15 protein-coding genes are annotated in these 16445 nt (G+C 70.9%); 6 read left to right on the forward strand and 9 right to left on the reverse strand.

Features of this window, described 5'->3' with window-relative positions; all coding sequences use genetic code 11:
• Nucleotides 1-100: 100 nt before the first annotated feature.
• The 5 genes from ACU4E7_RS06365 to ACU4E7_RS06385 all read right to left on the reverse strand — a co-directional run bounded on the left by ACU4E7_RS06365 (nt 101) and on the right by ACU4E7_RS06385 (nt 4105).
• Nucleotides 101-1267, reverse strand: a complete 1167-nt coding sequence (locus ACU4E7_RS06365) for an Mrp/NBP35 family ATP-binding protein (protein WP_447021008.1) — start codon at nt 1265-1267, stop codon at nt 101-103.
• Between the two features lie 257 nt (nt 1268-1524).
• Nucleotides 1525-2208 carry a uracil-DNA glycosylase family protein gene (locus ACU4E7_RS06370; protein WP_447021009.1) on the reverse strand — a complete coding sequence of 228 codons (684 nt, stop codon included), beginning with the start codon at nt 2206-2208 and terminating at the stop codon, nt 1525-1527.
• Entirely contained in the window at nt 2186-2929 is a 744-nt protein-coding gene (locus tag ACU4E7_RS06375; RefSeq protein ID WP_447021010.1) for an MBL fold metallo-hydrolase, read from the reverse strand. The genes ACU4E7_RS06370 and ACU4E7_RS06375 overlap by 23 nt, the downstream gene beginning before the upstream one ends.
• A 4-nt stretch (nt 2930-2933) precedes the next feature.
• Nucleotides 2934-3545 (reverse strand): glutathione S-transferase family protein, encoded by a 612-nt coding sequence (locus ACU4E7_RS06380; protein WP_447021011.1) that lies wholly within the window; start codon nt 3543-3545, stop codon nt 2934-2936.
• Nucleotides 3546-3613: 68 nt separating this feature from the next.
• Nucleotides 3614-4105 (reverse strand): thermonuclease family protein, encoded by a 492-nt coding sequence (locus ACU4E7_RS06385; RefSeq protein ID WP_447021012.1) that lies wholly within the window; start codon nt 4103-4105, stop codon nt 3614-3616.
• Nucleotides 4106-4283: 178 nt separating this feature from the next.
• Here ACU4E7_RS06385 and ACU4E7_RS06390 point away from each other — a divergent pair, with 178 nt between their 5' ends.
• Complete coding sequence (locus tag ACU4E7_RS06390) at nt 4284-5345, forward strand: sensor histidine kinase (RefSeq protein ID WP_447021013.1); 1062 nt, start codon at nt 4284-4286, stop codon at nt 5343-5345.
• A 14-nt stretch (nt 5346-5359) separates the two neighbouring features.
• On the opposite strand, the gene cobT is transcribed toward ACU4E7_RS06390, so the two are convergent.
• From cobT to ACU4E7_RS06410, 4 genes are all read right to left on the reverse strand, one after another.
• A complete protein-coding gene (gene cobT / locus ACU4E7_RS06395) occupies nt 5360-6385 on the reverse strand; it encodes a nicotinate-nucleotide--dimethylbenzimidazole phosphoribosyltransferase (protein ID WP_238123532.1) in 1026 nt (341 codons plus the stop codon).
• A 138-nt stretch (nt 6386-6523) separates the two neighbouring features.
• On the reverse strand, nt 6524-7159 hold the full coding sequence (locus tag ACU4E7_RS06400) for a PadR family transcriptional regulator (RefSeq protein ID WP_447021014.1): 636 nt from the start codon (nt 7157-7159) through the stop codon (nt 6524-6526).
• Nucleotides 7160-7620: 461 nt separating this feature from the next.
• The gene (locus tag ACU4E7_RS06405; protein ID WP_238123534.1) at nt 7621-8790 is read right to left on the reverse strand and encodes a DUF2778 domain-containing protein; all 1170 of its coding nucleotides are present in this window, start codon (nt 8788-8790) and stop codon (nt 7621-7623) included.
• Nucleotides 8791-9524: 734 nt separating this feature from the next.
• Entirely contained in the window at nt 9525-10307 is a 783-nt protein-coding gene (locus ACU4E7_RS06410; RefSeq protein WP_447021015.1) for a response regulator, read from the reverse strand.
• A gap of 352 nt (nt 10308-10659) precedes the next feature.
• On the opposite strand from ACU4E7_RS06410, the gene ACU4E7_RS06415 reads away from it, so the two are divergent.
• From ACU4E7_RS06415 to ACU4E7_RS06435, 5 genes are read left to right on the forward strand one after another with little or no spacing between them, the layout of a single operon-like run.
• Nucleotides 10660-11580 (forward strand): AAA family ATPase, encoded by a 921-nt coding sequence (locus ACU4E7_RS06415; RefSeq protein WP_238123593.1) that lies wholly within the window; start codon nt 10660-10662, stop codon nt 11578-11580.
• A gap of 7 nt (nt 11581-11587) precedes the next feature.
• The gene (locus ACU4E7_RS06420; protein ID WP_238123536.1) at nt 11588-12553 is read left to right on the forward strand and encodes a DUF58 domain-containing protein; all 966 of its coding nucleotides are present in this window, start codon (nt 11588-11590) and stop codon (nt 12551-12553) included.
• Nucleotides 12553-13074 (forward strand): DUF4381 domain-containing protein, encoded by a 522-nt coding sequence (locus ACU4E7_RS06425; RefSeq protein ID WP_238123537.1) that lies wholly within the window; start codon nt 12553-12555, stop codon nt 13072-13074. Before ACU4E7_RS06420 ends, ACU4E7_RS06425 begins: the two co-directional genes overlap by 1 nt.
• A complete protein-coding gene (locus ACU4E7_RS06430; protein WP_447021016.1) occupies nt 13071-14075 on the forward strand; it encodes a vWA domain-containing protein in 1005 nt (334 codons plus the stop codon). The genes ACU4E7_RS06425 and ACU4E7_RS06430 overlap by 4 nt, the downstream gene beginning before the upstream one ends.
• Nucleotides 14072-16444 carry a VWA domain-containing protein gene (locus ACU4E7_RS06435; protein ID WP_447021017.1) on the forward strand — a complete coding sequence of 791 codons (2373 nt, stop codon included), beginning with the start codon at nt 14072-14074 and terminating at the stop codon, nt 16442-16444. The genes ACU4E7_RS06430 and ACU4E7_RS06435 overlap by 4 nt, the downstream gene beginning before the upstream one ends.
• The last annotated feature ends 1 nt before the right edge of the window (nt 16445 follow it).

Below are 16445 nucleotides of genomic sequence, written 5' to 3' on the forward strand. Positions count from 1 at the left end.
GCCGGTCCGAGCCCAGGGGAAGCATGTTTGCATCGCAAAAATGGTGTTGGCGCACTGAAATGTGCGTCAACACCATACCGTACGACAGATTATTACGCGATTACTCCATAACGATGCGTGGCGCGGGCTTGGCGGCGGTCTCCAGCCGCTCCAGCGCCGCCTTCACGCCGGCCGCCACATGGCGATAGGCGGCGGCCTGCTCACCCTCGGGATCGGACACCAGCACCGGCGTTCCCGCGTCCGACATCTCGCGGATGCGCATATGCAGGGGAATCTCGCCGAGGAACGGCACACCCATCTTGTCCGCCTCCGCATGGGCACCCCCATGGCCGAAGATGTCGGACCGCCCGCCGCAATGGGGGCAGACGAAATAGGCCATGTTCTCCACCACGCCGAGGATCGGCACATTCACCTTCTCGAACATGGCGACGCCGCGCCGGGCGTCAATCAAGGCCATGTCCTGGGGGGTGGAAACGATCACCGCGCCGGCGAGGTTCACATTCTGCGCCATGGTCAGCTGGGCGTCGCCGGTGCCGGGGGGCATGTCCACCACCAGCACGTCGAGGGGGCCCCATTTCACGTCGCGCAGCATCTGGGTGATGGCGCTCATCACCATGGGGCCACGCCAGATCATCGGCGTCTCTTCATCCACCAGGAACCCGATGGACATCAGCTTCAGGCCGAAATTCTCCAGCGGGATGATGGTCTTGCCTTCCTCCATCTCGGGCTTTTCGCTGAGGCCGGAGAGGCGCGGCAAAGACGGGCCGTAGATGTCGGCGTCCAGCAGGCCGACCGTCATGCCCAGGTCCCGCAGGCCGAGCGCCAGGTTCATGGAGGTGGTGGACTTGCCCACGCCGCCCTTGCCCGAAGCGACGGCGATGATGGCCTTCACCCCCGGCACGGCGGTGCCGCGGGGGGGCGGCGGCGGGGCCGCCTTGGGCGCAGCCGGGGCTCCGGCGGGCGCGCCAGTCGAGGCCCCCATGGCCTTTTCGGCGGTCAGCGCCACCAGCGCCGAGGCGACGCCGGGCAGCGCCGCCACCGCCTTCTCGGCGGCGATGCGCACGCTCTCCCAGGCCCGCGCCTGGGCCGGCTCCACATTGATGGAGAGATAGACCTTGCCGGAGGTGACCACCACGCCGGACAGCGCCGGCGACTTGGAAAGGGCCACCCCATCCGGCGTGCGCACCTGCGACAGCGCCTCGCGCACCTGATCTTCGCTCACCGCAGGCACGGAGCCCGCGTTTTCGGTTCCGCCGGTCTCGGCCATCTCGTCTCTCCCCTGCCGCGGCGTCGCGCCCTTTGACAACAGGCTGCGCAGGGCATCGGAGGCGCTTGCGGCAGCACTCTGGAACCAATCGAATATGTTGCTTCGCACGATGCGCCCTTCCTGCAAAGCCTCACTAATGGGCGTGCCCATCGCTCAGGCAACAGGCATGCCCAGCTTTGAGGCCCGGCCTGCGCTGCCCAAACTGCAGTCAGATGCCGCCTCATGCATGCCAAATCGCACATGAGATGGGAAGGATCTCAACGCCGCGCACCTGCGACGAGGCGCAGCAGGCGGGCGATATCGGCCTTCAGCTCCGGCAACAGTTCCTCTTCAAAAAACGGGTTACGCTTCAGCCAGCCAGTGTTGCGCCAGGAAGGATGGGGCAGCGGATAAAGCACGGTGGGCCGTGGCAGCCGGGCGCCCGCGTCCCGCACCGCCCGCCAGTTCGCCACCGTCTCGGTGAGGCCGCGGCCCACGAGGTGGCCAAGACCGAGGCGGCGCAAATGATAGGCCTGCGCCGGCCGCCCCACCGCCAGCACCAGAGCGAACGGCGGCAAGGCGGCAAACACCGCATCGTGCCAGGTGGCCACGCACTCGCGCCGGGGCGGCAGGTCCGCGCCCTTGGCGTCCTGGCCGGGAAAGCAGAAGCCCATGGGGGCGATGGCGATGCGCGCGGCATCATAAAATTCGTCGGCGCTCACCCCCATCCAGGCCCTCAGGCGATCCCCCGAGGCATCGGTGAAGGGCCGGCCGCTGGCGTGCACCTTGGTGCCCGGCGCCTGGCTCGCCACCAGGATGCGGGCGGTGGCCGACACCTGCAGCACCGGACGCGGCGCATGGGGCAGCGGCGCGCCGCGCGGCGCTTCCACGCACACCCGGCAGGCGCGGATGCGGGCCACCAACGCGTCGAGAGCGGCTTCAGATGTCGAGGACGAGGCCATCCTCCGCCACCGTGAAATGGGCGCCATCCACGGCGCCGCGCCGTTCCCACATGGCATCGCCCATATGGGTCAACAGGATGCGGCGGGCACCGAGCGCGGCCCGCTGGGCGGCGATGGTGGTGTAGGCCATGTGCCCCACCGGCGCGCCGTCGAACATATAGCTCTCGCAGATGAAGAGATCGGCACCGTGGGCGATGGGCAGCAGCGCCTCGGTCCATTCGGTATCGCCGGAAAAGGCCAGGGTCCGCCCATGGAGGCCGAGCCGCAGGGCGGTGGCGGGGGGCCCGGCGAAATGGCGTACCTCGGCGGTGGTGAGGGTGAGCGGGCCGAGGGCGAGGGTGCCGCCCGGCGCCACCTCCTCCACCCGCCACTCGAACCGCCAGGTGTTGCGGCCCATGCCGGCGAACATGGCCTCCATGAGCAGGTCCAGGCGGGCACGGGTGCCGGTGGGGCCGACGATGGTGAGCGGCCGGCTGCGCCGGTGCACGAACTGGCCGTCCAGCAGCAGCATGGGCAGGCCACCGAAATGGTCGCCGTGCAGATGGCTCAGCACCACCATGTCGATGCGCGCCGGGTCGAGCCCCAGCCGGTTGAGGGCGACCGGGGCGCTGGCGCCGAAATCCAGCGTCAGCACCAGGTCTGCGCTCTCCACATGGTAGCAGGAATTGCCCCGCCCGCCGGAGCCGAAGGCATCGCCGCAGCCCACCACCGTCAGCCGCATGGCATCAGGCCTTCATGCTCGGGCGCTCCGACACCACATGGCGCCAGCGCCACACATGGGTGAGGTGCTCGGGCACCTCGGTGCGGATCGCCCGCATGAAATCCACGGCGACGATGGCGGTGATGTCGGCCACGGTGAAACGGGCACCGGCCACATAGGCCCGGTCCGCCAGCTCGCCGTTCAGAAATTCGAGGAAGGCGAGCACCTTGGGCTTGTTGGCCTCGCCCCACTGGGGCACCTGGGGCACCTCCATGGCGGCCATGGCGGGGTTGAGATGGCGCAGCACCGCCGCCACCGGCAGGAACAGCTCCAGCTCCACCCGGCGCTGCCACATCTCCACCTGCGCCTGCTCCAGCGGGGTCGCGCCGAACAGGTTGGGTTCCGGCTGCACCGCCTCGAAATAGCGGCAGATGGCCATGGTCTCGCTGATCACGGTGCCGTCGTCCAGCACCAGGGCCGGCACCGCCTGGCGCGGATTGATGCGGGTGAATTCGGCGCTCTTATGCTCCAGCTTGCCCAGGTCCACGGACACCAGCGGCACCGAAATGCCCTTTTCCGCCAGGAAGATGCGGACACGGCGCGGGTTCGGGGCGCGGGCCTGATCATAGAGCTTCATGGTGTGGCGTCTCCTCCATCTTTCACCAGCACAGACCACAGGGCGCCGGCGGGCGCAAGCGCGGCGGTTCAGCCGCCGCGGGGATGGGCGGCCCGGTAGTCCTGCGGCCGCTCGAAGCTTCCGCTCCACAGGCCCCGCCGGGCCGCGCGGGCCTCCTCCTCGGCGGCGGCGTAGCCGTGCCGGCCATAGGCGACGGCAAGGCCCTGCCGCACCATCTCCTCGCCGATATCGGTGCCGGACACGGTGCAGCGGGCCAGGCGCCGGTCATAACGATCCCGCGAGCCGGAGGTGCAGAACACCGGCCCGCGCAGCACCAGCTCCGCCAGGCCGAAGCGGGCCACCTCGCCGCAGGGCCAGCTGGTGCCGTCGCGCTGGCAGGTCTGGCGCAGTTCCGGCGCATCGATGCCTTCGAGGCGAATGCGCTGATGGTTGAGGGTGAAGCTGTCGCCATCGCTCACCGTGGCGGTGCCGCTCAGCACCTCCTTGCGCGTCAGCCACTCCGCGACAAGGCCCACGGCGAGCACGATGGCGAAGGCGACGATCACATCCAATATGCGCATGGCGGCGGTTGCGACCTTCCCAATACGGACCCGAAGTGGGCCCGATCGCAGAGCAACGGTTGACGACCCAGCCTGAACACAGGAGCGTTAACCCTTCGTTAACTGCCTTTCGGCGAGGAGTCGAAGGGTCAATCCCGGCACCCGGCGGTCTTCGGGCCGGCCAGCGCGAAGGGCTCGCATGCACGGTTCCGCTCACCCCCGGGTGAAGGACACGCCCCGCCCCGCCTCATCGCCGGGGCCGGAGCGCGCTCCCCTCGCAGTCCCCTCGCCGGTCCCGGCCGCCCTGCTGGTGGCCGCCACCGGCGTGCTCGGTCTCGCCGCAGCGGCCTTCGCCCTTGGCGGGGCAACCTTCGCCCTTGGCGGGGCAACCTTCGCCCTTGGCGGGGCCTGGGCCGCGGCCGCCGGTGCGGTGGTGGGCCTCGGCGCCGGCGCCCTCCTGCTGGCGCAGGCGCGGCGACTCGATCGCGACCGCGCTGCTCTCGAAGCCCGCGCCGCCGCCGCCGAGGCGGCCCGCGCCCAGGCGGAGGCGGACAATCTCGCCAAATCCCGCTTTCTCGCCGAGATGAGCCACGAGCTGCGCACCCCGCTCAACACGGTGATGGGGTTTTCGGAGATGATGGCCGACGAGGTGCTCGGCCCCCATCGCATTCCCGCTTATGCCGGATACGCCCGCGACATCCTCGCCTCCGGCCGCCATCTCCTGGCGCTGGCCGACGATCTTCTGGACCTCGCCCGCATCGAGAGCGGCCACCGGGTGCTGCTGGAAACACCGGTGCATCTGGAGCGGCTGGGCCAGGAGTGCCTGGCCATGATGGCTCCCGACGCCCGCGCCCACCAGCTCGCCCTCGGCCAGGACAGCCACGGCCCGGCGCATCTGTGGGGCGATGAACGGGCGGTGCGGCAGATGGCGCTGAACCTTCTGGCCAATGCGGTGAAATTCACCCCCGCCGGCGGCGAGGTGCGGCTTGTCACCGGCCGCGACGAGACCGGCGCGCCGTTCCTGGCGGTGGAAGATACGGGGCCCGGCGTTGCCGAGAGCGAGCTGCCCCTCGACGATGCCCGCCACCGGGAAAGCCGGCTCGATGTGAACAGCGGCCGTGGCGCCGGGCTGGGCCTCGCCATCGTGCGCGGGCTCGCCCAGCTGCATGGCGGCACGTTCCAGCTCACCCGCCGCGCCACCGGCGGCACCCGCGCCCTGGTGTGCTTCCCGGCGAGCCGGGCGCTGCGGGTCGCCGCCTGACGGCGGCTCGTGGTTCAGCTTTCCTCGGAAACGCCAGCCTCGGCGAAGGTGGCCATGCCGCGATGGCAGGCCACCGCCGCCTTCACCACGCCGATGGCCATGGCGGCGCCGGACCCCTCGCCGAGGCGCATGCCGAGATCGAGGATGGGGTTCAGTCCCAGCCGCTCCAGCACCGCGCCATGCGCCTTTTCCGCCGAGACGTGGCCGGCGAGGCAATGGTCGATGGCGGACGGGTCGATGGCATGGAGCACGGCGGCGGCGGCGGTCACCACATAGCCGTCCAGCACCACCGGCACCTTTTCGTGGCGGGCGGAGATGATCGCCCCCGCCATGGCGGCGATCTCGCGGCCGCCCAGGCGCCGCAACACTTCCAGCGGATCTTTGAGGTGCGGCCCATGCAGGGCCACCGCCTCGCGCACCACCGCGAGCTTGCGCTCCAGCACCGCGCCGGTGGAGCCGGTGCCGGCGCCCACCCAATCCTCGGCGGTGCCGCCATAGAGGCCATGGCAGATGGCGGCGGCGATGGTGGTGTTGCCGATGCCCATCTCGCCCAGGCACAGGAGGTCGGAGCCGCCGGCGATGGCCTCCATGCCGAACGCCATGGTGGCGGCGCACGCCTTCTCGTCGAGGGCCGCCTCGCGGCTGATGTCGGGGGTGGGATAGTCGAGGGCGAGGTCGAACACCCGGAGGCCGGCGTCGAAGGTGGCGCAGATCTGGTTCACCGCGGCCTTGCCGGCGGTGAAGGTGTCCATCATCTGCCGGGTCACCGCGCCGGGATAGGGCGAGACGCCGCGGTCCGCCACCCCGTGGGTGGCCGCGAACACCGCCACCATGGGCCGGTTGACCGTGGGCATGGAATTGCCCTGCCAGGCGGCGAGGTGAACGGCGATCTCCTCCAGCCGGCCGAGCGCGCCCGGCGGCTTCACCAGCTGGCCCTGGCGGCGCAGGGCCGCATTGCGCGCATCCTCATTGGCCGCCGGCATGGCGGCGATGAGGGCGCGGATGTCGTCGAAGGGAAGGCCACTTTCGGGAGCAAACATGGGACAGCTCGGGGGCAATGCGGGGCAACAGTTGGTCCGCTGCATAATCCGCCCGGCCCCACATCGCAAATGCGCCGGGGCGGGGAGCAGGTCCCCGTCCCGGCGCACAGCCAGCGCACAGGCGTTCGAGCGGGTGGCTCAGGCCTCGCGGATGTCGTTGGCGGCGCGGGCCAAAATCTCGACGATCCGGGTTTCGGCGGCGCGGCTCGCGTCCAGCTTCTCCTGGCTCACCTCGCGCAGGTTCTCCAGCGCCGCCTCCACCAGGCGCGGCAGCGCGGCCGCCTCGCCGGTGCCGCTGTCACCCCAGCCCATCCACTTGCGCACCCGGCTCATCTTGAGGCCGATCTCGGACAGGCGGCCGAGGATGGCATCGGCCAGATCCCGGTTCTGGCCGAGATAGGCGGTGCCCTCGTCGGTGATGGCATAGAGCTTCTTGGCGCCCTCGGTGGTGGCGGTCACATAGCCCGCCTCCTCGAGAAAGGTGAGGGTGGGATAGATGACGCCCGGGCTCGGCGAATACCAGCCGCCGGTCTTCTCCTCGATCACCTTGATCAGCTCGTAACCGTGGCGCGGCTGCTCGGCGATCAGCGTCAGGGCGAGCAGCTTGAGGTCGCCCTGGGCGAGCATGCGGCCGAGGCGGAACATGTCGCCGCCGCCACCGCCGCGGAACCGGCCGCCCCGGGGGCCCCGCGGGCCGCCCCGCTCACCTTCGCCGGCGAAATACCCAAGGCCCTCGCCCTCGCGGGGGCCACGATGCGGTCTGCATCCAAACATGGAACATCTCCTTAGATATATCTTTCGATATGATGTGGCCAATACATATCGTTCGATATATCGAGAGTCAACAGCTATATCTAAAGATAGTTCCGCACCTCCCCTGCGCCAGCGGCGGAACGCCGGCTGGAACGGCCCAGGGACATGCTGCGATGGGAGATCACGGGCGCGCCGAGAAAACGCACGAAGCAGGCGCACGAAGAGGGCGCGCAAAGAATGAGCGCGAAGCGACCCTCAAACGGGCGCTTCAGGCGCTCGCCGCGGCCTGACGACCCACGGTGGCGCGAGGGATGGCATCCCGGCGCAACGGCGCCGGAAGACGCGCAACCGGTTCCACTCCCAACCCGACGGGGCCAGGGTGCAGCGCGGCCACGGTGCGGAGGGCCCAAGGCCAGTGACGCAAGGCCAGGGACCCAAGACCCGGTGAACGAAGCCCCAGTGACCCGAGCGCCGCCGGGCGCTCACTCCGCGGAGGCGTTGGAGGATTTGGGCAATAGCCAGGACAAAAGCGACGGCGCCGGCTTCAGATGGCCCGGCAGGCGGTCCACCACCACGATCTTGGTGACCTCGCCGCGCTTGTAGGCGGCCATGAACTTGTCATGGTCCTTCACCGAGACGCAGCCGTTGGAGTCGCCGCGCGGCCCCATCATGAAGGGATGCACCAGGAAGCCGTCGCGGCCATACATCTTGCCACCGCCCACCGGGGTCATGCGCAGGGTGGCCACGCCGTGGAACAGGGCTTCCCGCGGCCGCAGGTTATAGATGTTGGGGGGCGTGGGGCCACGCATCTTCAGCGTCACCTTGCGGATGTCGTCCATGGAGTCGCCATAGCCTGAATGGGCCTCGTAGCGATCCCCATTGGGCATGTACACCATCTGCCCCTCGATATCGTAGAGGGCGTAGCCGCTGCCCGGCTTGGGAAGACCCACCGGCTCGCTCACCGATTTGGGCGCCGTCACCCCCAGCGCCAGACCGTCGGCCCCCTGGCCGGAGGGCTTCGGCGTGCTGGCGCGGGCCTCATCGGGCACCCGATCCGGCGCGCGGACCGCCGGCGTCTCGCTGGCGGGAAGATCCATGGGTGTCAGGGACGCCACCTGCCCGGCCGTCTGCCGACGTTGACGGGACAGAGGATTGCTGGGCGGCAGCGGCACCGCCGCCAGCTGCTGCATGGGTTCCGGCAGCCGACCGGCCATCAGCGGATTGCGCGACGGCGCCGGCGCGCTCTCGACGATGATCTGCGCCACCCGGGCGTCACGATCGAGATCACTGCCGCCCGCCAGCCGGGCACCGGAGAAGGTGCCGGCGGGCGCGGCGAGGCGCGGGCCCAGCAGCCAATAGGAATCGATTTCGATGGCGCCGGCCGCCGGCAGGCCATCGGCCCGGCTCACCGCATCGGCGGCACTGGCCAGACGATAGCTGCGACGCTCGGCGGCCACCGAGCGACGCAGGTCGAGATCGGTCACCTGCGGCGCCGTGGAGACCCAGGCCGCACCGGACGTGGCGGCGAAGGTGGCGGCGCCGGCAATGCCGACACCGAGCACGCTCAGCATCACCACATGCGACGTCCGCCAGCGGCGCTGAGGCCCGGCGTCGTCGAAATCCGGTTCCGTTCCCAAAGTGGTTCCCGCCATGACCCTCGTCACTCGAAGAGAAGGCCGCCCCGCCGTGGCGCGCGCCGGTCACTCGCCCGACGCGACACCTCGGCCGCTTTGCCGTTTCCGTTGCCGTCCACCGTGACCGTACCCGACACCGTCCTGGACCCGATCGGTCCATCCGGCGCGATCTTCGGATACGCGAGGTGCGACATCCCACCGACGTCCGCTGCGACACAGAGAAGGCGTCCGCTCCTCGTGGGCGGTCGCACCTGGCGCACCTTCGTCGGCACCCTAGCCGAGTTCCGTAACCATTCTCTTTACGTGCACCCGACCAGATTGGGAAGGCGAGAATAAGGAACCGCGCTTGCCCGAAGCTGCAGCCCGCCGCCCCCGGCGATGCCCCGGCGCCACGGACCCGCGCGGCACTGATACACGCCGATGCCAGCTTCGGCACCGACGGACAGGGCACCTGTCCCCCACCCGGACACCTGCCCGCGGTGCGGTGCTTCAACATGACCTTTCGTCATGCCGTCCCCCTTCAACCCGCTCCAACACGCTTGCCGGCGCGCAGGGCGCAGCGGCGGAGCTGCTGCTGCAGATGTGGGGATCGGGCGCGGCCGGAACAAGCGGGCGACCCCGCCCGCTCCCCTGCCGGCGCGCCGCCATCGGCGGCCGGAAAGTGGCCCCGGCGCGACATTTCCGTGGCGCCGGCCTGGCCCACCTGCGCGCTGTTGCCGCACCCTGGGAGCGGCGGCCCAGCCCCGCGCCCGTCAGTCCAGCTTGATGCCGATGCGATCGGCCTGCCGCTTGACGAAGGCCTCCATGCGCGCCCGCCCGGTATCGGTGAGGTGGACGATGACCCGCCGCCGGTCGCGCGGATCCGGCACGCGGTCGATCAGGCCGGCATCCTTCAGGTCGTCGATGCGGCGCAGGGCGGTGGTGGTGGGTGCGCCGGAGGCGATGCACAGGCTGGTGACGGAGATGGGCCGGCCACTGGCCTCGGCCACCGCCAGATCCAGCATCATGTCCCACGCCGGATCCGAGAACAGGCCGCTCTGGAAGATGGCATCGCGATCCGCCCGGGCCGCCACCAGGGCCCGCAGATAATTGGGGCGCGGCACCGCCGCCTTGCCGGGCTCGCCGGCCGCCGCCTCGGCCTCCTCATCGGCCACCAGCGCCAGGGCGCGGCGGATGGCGTGGGCCACCTCCTCCGCCGACAGCGGCTTCTGCAGGAAATCCACCGCATGCAGGCGCAGCGCGCCCACCGCCCGGTCGAGGGAGGCGTGGCCGGTGATGACGATGGCTGCCATGGGATGGCGCTGGCGCCGCACCGCAAGCTTCTGCAACAGCTCGATGCCGTCGATCCGCGGCATCTGCAGATCGGTGACGATCACCTTCAGCGCCGGATTCTGCTGCACCACGTCGAGCGCCTCCACGGCCGTCGAGGCGGTGAGGCAGGTCATTCCCAGACCTTCCAGGCCCTCGCAGAGCTCGGACAGCATGTCCACATCGTCATCCACCAGCAGAACACGGGGAATGGCGGTCTCCTCCATGGGCCTCTCCTGCGGCGGCCTTCACCGGACGCCTGCGACATTCTGTCCAGCATGATGCCAGTGATCGCCGGTTTTGGAAGCCGCGACCGGCCGGGGGCACGCTGTTTCTCGGCAATGCGTTGGGCACGCCATATGGTTTTCAACCATAGCCTGCATGCGCCCGCAATCCCGCGCTGGCGAAGAATGATCCTCTGCCCGGCTGCGTATTGCGCCGCACAGGGTCTATAAGGTCTCCATTCGACGGCCGAACCGGAACGCCTCAGTGACACCTTCCCTGCCCGACGCCACCTTTGCCGACAGCGCGCTCGATGCCGCTGACCTGCAGGGCGCCTTCACCCGCCTCGCCGATTACATGAACACCAGCATCCTGGGGCAGCCGGCGTTCGTGGACCTGTTGCTGGTGGCGGTGCTGGCCGACGGCCACCTTCTGGTGGAAGGGGCGCCGGGCCTTGCCAAGACCAAGGCCATCAAGGCGCTGGCCCGGGCCATCGACTGTGACGACCAGCGCATCCAGTTCACCCCGGACCTTCTGCCCTCCGACCTCACCGGCACCGACATCTTCCGGCCCGAGGACGGCTCGTTCCGCTTCCAGCCCGGCCCGGTGTTCCACAATTTCATCCTGGCCGACGAGATCAACCGCGCCCCCGCCAAGGTGCAGGCGGCGCTGCTGGAGGCCATGGCCGAACGGCAGGTGACCGTGGGCGGCGTCACCTATGCGCTGCCCAAGCTGTTCCTGGTCATGGCCACCCAGAACCCCATCGAGCAGGAGGGCACCTATCCGCTGCCCGAGGCCCAGCTCGACCGCTTCCTGCTGCATGTGAAGATCGGCTATCCCGACATCGCCGCCGAGCGGCAGATCCTGCGGCTGGTGCGCGGCGAGGCCCATGGCGAGGAGGTGCGGTTCGGCGCGCCGCTGCCGCAATCGGTGATCTTCGCCGCCCGCCAGGCGGCGCTCGCCACCTATATGTCGGAGGCGGTGGAGGAATATCTGCTGCAGTTCGTGTTCGCCACGCGCCAGCCCACCCTCTATGGCGACGACCTCGCCGGCCTCGTGTCGTTCGGCGCCAGCCCGCGCGGCTCCATCGCGCTCGATCGCTGCGCCCGCGCCCATGCCTGGCTGCGCGGCCGCGATTTCGTCACCCCGGAAGACGTGCAGGCGGTGGCCAAGCCGGTGCTGCGCCACCGCGTGCTGCTGACCTTCGAGGCCGAGGCCGACGGCATGGGCACCGACGATTTCCTCGATGCCCTCATCGCCCGCGTGCCGGTGAGCTGACCGGCCCATGGCGCAGATGCCCGGTGCCCCGCCTTCCTATGGTCTCGTCGCCAGCCTCGACGAGCTGCTGGCCATGCGGCCTGCCGAGGGTGTCGGCGGCTTCGCGCCGGGCGGCAAGGTGCGGACCCACCAGTTCGGCGGCCACCGCTCCGCCTTCCGCGGCCGCGGCATGGAATTCGACGAAGTGCGCGCCTATCAGCCCGGCGACGACATCCGCACCATCGACTGGCGGGTGACGGCCCGCACCGGGCGCACCCACACCAAATTGTTCCAAGAGGAGCGCGAACGGCCGGTGCTGCTGCTGGTGGATGCCCGCACCGGCATGCGCTTCGGCACCCGCGACTGCTTCAAATCGGTGCTGGCGGCGCGCGCCGCGGCGCTGCTCACCTGGGTGGCCATCGCCGGTGGCGATCGGGTGGGTGGGGTGGTGCTCACCCCGTTCGGCCTCACCGCCTACCGGCCCGAGCGCAGCCGCCGCCGCATCCTGCATTTCGTGAAGGCCGTGGCGGATGCCACCGCCGAGGGCTTCGGCCGCGAGGCGGCGGCGGGCGAGGCGCCGGCGCTGGCGAGCGCCCTCGCCCACCTGCGCAGCGCCGCGCGCCCCGGCACCCTGGTGTTCCTGCTGAGCGATTTCGAGGATTTCGACGGCGCCGCCGCCCGCGAGCTGAACCGCCTCGCCCAGTCGAGCCAGGTCACCGCGCTGTTCACCTATGACGATCTGGAGGCCCGGCTGCCGCCGCGCGGCGCCTACCGCATCAGCGACGGCGACGCGGTGGCCACCCTCGACACCACCCGCCCCGCGCTCACCGCCGCCTATGCCGAGCGGTTCGCCCTGCGGCGCGGACGCATCGAGCAGTTCTGCCGCCAGCACGGCATGGCCTTCCTGCCCCTGCGCACCGGGCAGAATGTCGGCGACATCCTCCATCCCGAACGGCTCGCGGCGCCGCGCGCCGGCCGTCCCGCGGTGGCGTGATGGCACAGGAGCAGATCCTTCTTCCCGAACGGGCCCCGCCGGTGACGTTCGATCCCGGGGCCGATCCGCTGGCGCGGCTGCGGGACATCCACCTGCCCGATCCGGTGCCGTTCTGGCCGCCGGCCCCGGGCTGGTTCCTGCTGGCCGGCGCCGTGGTGCTGGTGCTGCTGATCGCCGGCGTGCTGGAATGGCGCCGCCGGCAGACCCTCGCCTATCGGGTGCTACAGAGCTTTCAGGCGCTCAGCCGTGATCCCGAGGCCGACACCCTGGCCCTGGGGGCGGCCGCCGCCGTGCTCATGCGCCGGGTGCTGCTGAGCCGCCAGGCCCACGCGCCGGCGGCCGCCTACACCGGCGCCGCCTGGGCGGCCTTCCTCGCCGATGGCCCCAAGGGATTGCCGCCGGACATCAGCCGGTTCCTGGCCCTGGCCCCCTATCTGCCCCCAGGCGCGCCCGAGGCGGCGCAGATCGACCGCGCCGCCCTGGTGGCGGCGGTGCGCCACTGGATCCGGGGCCACGCATGATCACCTTCCAGTGGCTGTGGGCCTTCCTCTTCCTGCCGCTGCCGCTGGTGGCGCGCCTGCTGCTGCCGCCGGCGCCCACCCCCCGGGCGGGGGCGCTCAAGGTGCCGTTCTTCCAGGCACTGGCGGCGGCCGGCCTCGCCGGACGGCGCGCCGCCGGGGGGCGCCGCCTGCGGCTGGTGCTCGCCAGCCTCATCTGGGGGCTCATCGTCCTCGCCGCGGCGCGCCCCGCCTATGTGGGACCGCCGATCGCTGTGCCGGTGGAAGGCCGCGACCTGATGCTGGCGGTGGACCTTTCCGGCTCCATGGCGCGGCAGGATTTCGCCGTGGGCGGCCTGCCCATGGATCGGTTGTCGGTGGTCAAGAGCGTGGCCGACGACTTCATCGCCCGCCGGGTCGGCGACCGGGTCGGGCTGATCCTGTTCGGCACCCGCGCCTATATCCAGGCGCCCCTCACCTTCGACCGCACGGTGGTGCGCGAGCTGCTGGACCAGGCCAGCATCGGCATGACCGGACAGGAAACCGCCATCGGCGATGCCATCGGCCTCGCGGTGAAGACCCTGCGCAGCCGGCCGGCGGATCAGCGGGTGCTGATCCTGCTCACCGACGGCGCCAACACCGCCGGCATGCTCGATCCCCTGCAGGCGGCGGAGCTGGCCAAGCGCGAGCAGGTGAAGATCTACACCATCGGCGTCGGCGCCGATGCCCGGGCGATGAATCCCTTCCTCCTCAACATGCCGTCCGACCTCGACGAGGAGACCTTGCGGAAGATCGCCGGCATCACCGGCGGCCATTATTTCCGCGCCCGCGACGTGGCCGGGCTGTCGGCCATCTATGCCGACATCGACCGGCTGGAGCCGGTGGCCGGCGAGCCGCTCTATCTCAATGCCACGGTGGCCCTGTTCCAATGGCCGCTCGGCGCCGCCCTGGTGCTCAGCCTCGCCCTCGGCGCGCTGCTGCTGCCGCGCGGCCGGCGCCGGGTGGCGGCGGAGGGGAAGCCATGATCCCCGCCGATTTCCATTTCCTGCGCCCGCTCTGGCTGCTGGCGCTGCTGCCGGCGCTGGCCCTGGCCCTCGTCGCCTGGCGGGCACTGCGGTCCGGCCGGAAAGACTGGCAGGGCCTGGTGGATGCCCACCTGCTGCGGCACCTGGCGGTGCAGGGCGGGGGCGGACCGGGCCGCGGGCCGCTGCTGCTGTTGCTGGCCGCCTGGGTGATCGCCGCGCTGGCCATGGCCGGCCCCACCTGGCGCAAGCTGCCGACCCCGGCCCTCGACCGGCTGGACCCCACCGTGATGGTGCTGAACCTCGGCCGCTCCATGGACGCCACCGACCAGGCGCCGAGCCGCCTCACCGGCGCCCGCCACAAGCTCACCGACATCCTGGCCCGCCAGCGCGGCGCCCAGGTGGGGCTGATCGTATTCGCCGACGTGCCGTTCGTGGCGGCGCCGCTGACCGAGGATGCGCGCATCATCGGCCAGATGCTGCCGGAGCTCGCCACCGACCTGATGCCAGTGAGCGAGAACCGCCCCGACCTCGCCATTCGCCGGGCGGTGGAGCTGCTCCAGGGCGCCGGCGCCCGCGACGGCCGCATCGTGCTGGTGACCGACGGGGTGGGCGATGCGCCGGAGAAGACCCGCGCCGCCGCCCGGGCCGCCGCCCAGGCGGGCTATCGGCTCAGCGTCATCGGCGTCGGCACGGTGGGCGGCGCCCCGCTGCCGGGGGCCGATGGCGCGCCCGTGCTGACCCGCATGGACAAGGCCCGGCTCACCCAGTTGGCCGATGACGGCGGCGGCGCCTTCACCCCGCTCACCATCGACAGCCGCGACCTCGACACCGTCTTCACCCCCGGCGCCGGCGGGCGCTCGCGCAATCCGCTCCAGGACAGTGGCATGACCGCCGATCAATGGGCCGACATGGGGCCGTATCTGGTGCTGCTGCTGCTCGTGCTGGCGCCCTTCGCCTTCCGCCGCGGCCTCATCCTGCTGCTGCTGGCGGGCCTGCTGACCCACCTGCCGCTGGCGGTGCCGGGCGGCCAGGCCCTGGCGCAGACGCCATCGGTGGAGCCCACCGCACCAGCCCCGGACAGCGGCTGGGCGAACCTGTGGCAGCGGCCGGACCAGCAGGGCGCCCGCGCGTTCGCCGAGGGCGATTACGCCGGCGCCGCCAGCCGCTTCGAGACCCCCGCCTGGCGCGCCGGCAGCCTCTATCGGGCCGGCCGGTTCGAGGAAGCCGCCGCGGCCTATGGCCGGGTGCCCGGCGGCGACTACAATCGCGGCAACGCCCTGGCGCGCGCCGGCAAGCTGGAAGAGGCGCTCACCGCCTATGACGACGCCCTGAAGGCGGATCCGAACAACGCCGACGCCTTGTTCAACCGCGATCTGGTCCACCAGTTGCTGCAGAAGCAGAAGGAGGACGAGGAGAAGCAGAAGTCCGGCGGTGGTGGCGGCGCGGGGGGTGGCGCGGGGGGCGGCGGTGGCGGCTCCAGCGCCGGCGCGTCCCAATCCGGCCAGGGCAACACCGAGTCCTCCAAGGACCCCGGCAAGAACAAGGGTGACAACAAGGACCAGAACAAGGGGCAGGACCAGGGCAAAAACCAAGGCAAGAGCCAGGGTCAAGGCCAGAAGCAGGACAAGGGCCAGGACAAGGGCCAGGACAAGGGCCAGGACAAAGATCCCAAGGGCACGCCGGATTCCGGCACCGGCGCCGCGCAGCCGCGCACCGGCAGCGGCAACGCCCCGCAGCCCTCCCCCAAGCCGCAGCCCGCTCCCGACAAGCCGGGCCAAGACCAAGGTGGAAAAAACCAGGGCGAGAAAGACAAAGGCGACAAGGACAAGGACGGCCAAGACCAGAGTGGCCAAGACCCGAGTGGCAAGGACAAGGGCGACAAGGACAAGGGCGACAAGGACAAGGGCGACAAGGACAAGGACGGTAAGGACAAGGGTGCCAAAGATCAGGACGGCCAGGAGCCGGCGCAGAAGCCGGATCCCGCGAAGGATGGCCGGGACCAGCCCGATCCCGCCAAGGCCGGCAACACACCCGCACCGGCGCCGACCCCCGCCCCCGCACCGCCACCCGGACCCGGCGGCCAGCAGCCGGCGCGCCAGCCGGAGCCGGGCGAGGGGCCGAACGTGCAGCCGCGATCGGGCGCACGGCCCGTGCCGGTGCGTCCACAACCCGCCGGTGAGGCGGGCTCGGACACGGAATCGGCCAATCCCGGCGGCATGCTGCTGCGGCCCATGAGCGAACAGGACCAGACCAACGAGCAGGCCTTGCGGATGGTGCCGGACGACCCCGCCGGCCTGCTGCGGGCGCGCATCCGCGCCTATTACCGTGGTGGCGCGGTGACGGTGCCTCAGGAGCAGCCCGCCCCATGAG

The sequence above is a fragment of the Xanthobacter sp. ZOL 2024 genome (assembly GCF_052932325.1).